At 46.7% G+C, this 4,520-nt stretch carries 1 protein-coding gene; it reads right to left on the bottom strand.

Annotated elements, in window-relative coordinates:
- The coding region (coaD, locus tag M0R35_07680) for a pantetheine-phosphate adenylyltransferase (GenBank protein ID MCK9595537.1) at positions 1–4,520 on the bottom strand (4,520 nt) is incomplete at both ends.

Below are 4,520 nucleotides of genomic sequence, written 5' to 3'. Positions count from 1 at the left end.
CGGTCCGGGAAAAATCCCGGGCAATTTACTATGCCCTATTCCAAAAATCACAGCTACAACACTGCTTATCGCCAGGATAACAAAAGGATATACCAAGCTTAGTGTCAGGAATACTGCCAGGACCGGAAAAAGCGCCAGAGGGCCGAATACATCTTCAAACACAAAATAAACAAACGCGCTGGCCGCATTGGGAAGCAATGCAAGAAACAAAAAAGGTAATGCTGAATATACCTTATACAGTTTACCGCCGTCTTTACCCTGGTCACCGGCAGGCCCTTTCTCTGTAACACGGCCTATCTCTTTGGCCAGATCCGAATAAGAAATAATTCGCAGCCCATAATCCCTGGCCTTCATTTCCGCGGATAATCGTTTTTCATGCCGGATTATTCCTGGGAAAGCATTGCCGAGATAACCTATGGACATATCATATACCAAATAAGCGGTTATCTTTGGCAACCCCAGCTTCCAGGCCAACTTTTCCGTCAACTCCACCAAACACCCCTCAAAGATATCCCCGCAGGCATAGATTGACAATTCCCGCTCTTTATCCATATTCAGCTCAAAATCGCAGGGGAAACTGTTGTAAAACACCCTTTTCCTGAGATTATTCACCAGATCGTCCACGCATTCGCTTAAGGGCTGATTATATAGACATTCATTATTTTCCTGGATATAAACCACTATACTGTCCGGATCATTACCGGCCAATTCCAGGAAACTTTTCCATCCGTTAAAGATCTCGGTTATTTCACTCTCAAGCATGAGTTCATAAGAATATAACGGATGGACTAAGAGATATATCCTTTTCACGCCCCCGTCTTTAAAAGCCGGCTTCTCCAGAACCACCAATGCTGTGGGAATAAGAAGGGAATTTCGTCCCGCATACGGCCATGCGGTTATTTCGGAATCGTTTATTTTACGCAATAAGTTATCTAATCTTTCCTGGATATCTCCAGAGAACAAATCCCCTACAGGATAAAATCCTTCATCCAGGAATAAGCCTTCAAAACACAGCCTGTCTTCCTGATCCATTATCAAGATCCGGTCGCCGGATAACAGGAACTCTTTATCCAAGCCAGCAATATAATCACTCCGGTTAAACGGTTGAACAAAAGAACTCAAGCCTTTAGAAAGAAGCAGTTTTTTTCCGGATATACCCAGATGTTTGTAGGTATTTATATACCTGACATCGCAATCTCGGTAAATAAGGTTGTCGCGGTACCGGCCGAATCCTGACAAATAATCCTCAGCCATATCCCGCGCCATATTCAGTTTGGCCCCGGCATAATAGGTGAGATTATAGGTGGGAGCGAACTCCGCCGGGAGGATGTCCAGGCCAGCCGGGATATTTATTATTGTCCTGCCGGTAAACAACCCGCTGGAATATAATAACCGTAAAAGCCCCTGTTCAACATAAAGAATATGCTTCAGTGGGTCGGGATCATCATTGCGGGCGTTTACCAGGGATTCCAGCTCAGCGATGATTTGTTGCTGCGAGGGATTTCCCGAAGCATATTCCCGGATTCTGTCTCTTCCGCCGTCAGATGAAAATGGCGTATCCAGCCCCCAGCCGCTCCGAACAGGCAGCCTGCTGATCTTTATAGAAGGATACACTTCCTGTCCCAACCGAAACCCGTAAACCATCTCTTCGGATAACATCCCCAGCGTTTCAGGGGATTCCACAGGCTCAAACCCCAGCTTATCAAGGAGCCCCAGTATTTCATCATTTGGCTCACGTATATAGAACCATTCGGCGTTTTCCATATATGAGATCCTCATCGCCAGGGCGAGAATCGTTCTGCCCACGCCTTTGAACCCGTACATCGCAGAATCGTCGACTACCCAGGACTCTTTGCTGCTATCCAACAATATTTCTTCTTTCCATGTGCTTTTCCACGGTGACGGCTGGAAAGCCGTATGAGAAACCGCAATAACCGTATCTTTTACCTTTATTAGTTTAGAATCGATGAACCCGCCCATGCTTTTAAAATAAGAAACCGCTATACGATAACGGAAACAATCCGCGCGCTGATAAAGATACTCAAACACAAAGATATCCCCATCTACCTGTGTTTTTAACATTTTCTCCTGCCTGAGCATCTGCGCCAATTCCGCGGCACGAGAATTATCAAGTTCGATCAACCTCTCCATCCCACCGTCTTTTGGGGCAGCCTTACTGCCTATATTCTTATGCATAATGAAATAACCATCAAACCCCATTTTCTCCCAGAATTTGGCCACTTTTTCATAAGGCAATCCTGTCGCTTCATTTTTCCTGGGCTCAACGAACATATCCGTAAACCCATCCTTTATAGCATCAGCTTCCAATTTGGAATAAAAGATCGTGCCGAACCCTTCCCCGCGGTTATACACGAATAATCTTCTTATGGTCATTTCTGTATTTTTCCAATCGACAACGGCTTCCCCGATTATGTAATTATTCCGCTTATCGACCAAATGCACGCTCCCCACCTCGTAACCAAGCCCATAATCAGCGGGGTCATGGATATCATTCCCTCCGTCACAACGGCCCCTGTCATTGATCCTGCTCTTTCTTTGCACCTCTTTCTTTACGTTATCCGGAACCAACCGGCTAAGGGCACTGTCATCTCCGGCAAGTTCTTTTACTTTAGATGAACTTACTTTCGGATATTCAAACCCGGCAAGAAAAATAGTCTGAATATCAGGATTTAGCTTCGCGTTATTAGATGCAAGCCGGACTTCATCAATCAGGTCCTGATTATCCCTAAGTCCCCTGGCCATTACCATGATGCCTTTTGACTGCGCGAAATCCACGGTCAGCCCGCCATATGAATACACTTTCACATTTTTCAGTTTTTTCTGCTTAACGGCTTCTTGTATCAACCGGACCCGTTCGTTCGCCGCAAAAATGTACTCCTTGTCGGGATTATTACCGACCCCTACATATACCTTATTGAATATCCGGCCTAACCTTGAGATTATCTCTATATGCCCATTGGTTAGAATATCGAAGCTCCCCGGGAATAATACCGTATCCGCGCCCAACATTAACGATCCTATTATCGGGGCAGCGTTATTGGCTGTTTTTTCTGCCGCGGCCAAAGCGTTTATTAATCCATCCAAGGTTAAAGGAAAGAACGATCTGCGGGAAGCTGGTTTACTGCGGGTTTCTTCTGTATGGAAAAGATACACCGTATCCAAACCGTAATTCTTATAATAAAGGGCATCTGTCTCCATATCCACTTCTGAAGATGCCCCGCCAACAGGAGGAGCGCGGCTTAATCTGCGCATAACGGCCTGAGCCCCGAATTTTCGTGCGGCCTCCGGCAGGAAACATCTCCCGGCCATACCTACCGCAAATACTCCGGGGATATGTTTGACTGATAGATATATGCGGTTGAGCCTGTTTTGCAGCGCAGAATTATCCGTATCCCAGGCTTCCCCTGCCGCGACTATGAATATCCGGTCAAAAACTTTTTTCCCGTTGAAAAGTATATCCAGGTCAGTTTCATCTAATCCCCGATAATACGCGGGATAAACACCGATACGTAAACCCCTGGGGCTCTTGAGGGGGGATTCCAGTATGATTGAAGGCAGCACAAAACGGGTTTTGCTATTAACATGTTTACCACCGTCACGGCTGGCCGGAATGACCACCCCAGGGTTACTGATACTGATGTAAACATCGAACCTCTCCAGCGGCACTGCATTCTTAAGGTCGGCGAAAATAGGGCGTATGACATTCAGGACATCTCCGGCGGAGACTGCCGGAGTATCATTATATGACCTTCTTTTCTTTTGAAACCTTCGAAACTCTTCCAATTCATTTATGGACCCTTCCAGCATTGGCGGCGAAGATAACAAATCCTCAAATTCTTCCAAAGTCAAGCGTACCGTGTAGCCGTCTTCAGTGAACTCCCTGCGCATCCGCAGAGGCTGGCTGTTGCGATGGTCCGCTGAGCGGGAATGCCCGCGCACATACGTTTCTATGCCTGAGATAAGATTGGCCGGGGCGTGCTCCCCGAAAGCCACAATATTCTTGATCGAACCGAGGACCGCGGCATCAGCCGGGACCAGATCGTTTTTGGCCTGACGCGCGTCCTGAATCAGGGAAAACACCGAAATACTCTTGTTTAAACCGACTATCTGGCGGTAAAGATCGTTGAAATGCAGGGTAAACTTGAATTCCAAGATAGTCTCGCCCAGCCGCAAATCGCATTCCTTATAACCTTTACGGCAGGAAGTGAATATTCTATGGGTTTCAAGCTTGCCGGAGAACGCCCGCTGAAAATCCAGTATATAAACAGTATCGCCGAAAACGAAAATGAATTTATGCAGGCCGGATATCTCGCCAAGCATGGCCTTGACGTATTTCTCTTTAAGCCTGCGGTTGTTAAAACGCCAGATAGTGTTCTGGACTTCGCTTATCAGCGCTATCCGGCTCTTTTTTCCCGCGGGGGCCAAACCAGCGATGCCTTCTTCCAGCAATTCATCCAGTTTAGCCACAAAAACGCCCATATCGGCGTGAGGGATACGAT

This window comes from Candidatus Omnitrophota bacterium (assembly GCA_023227985.1).
Classification (GTDB): Bacteria; Omnitrophota; Gorgyraeia; order Gygaellales; family Profunditerraquicolaceae; genus JALOCB01.
This window is presented reverse-complemented; position numbering and strand designations above follow the sequence as displayed.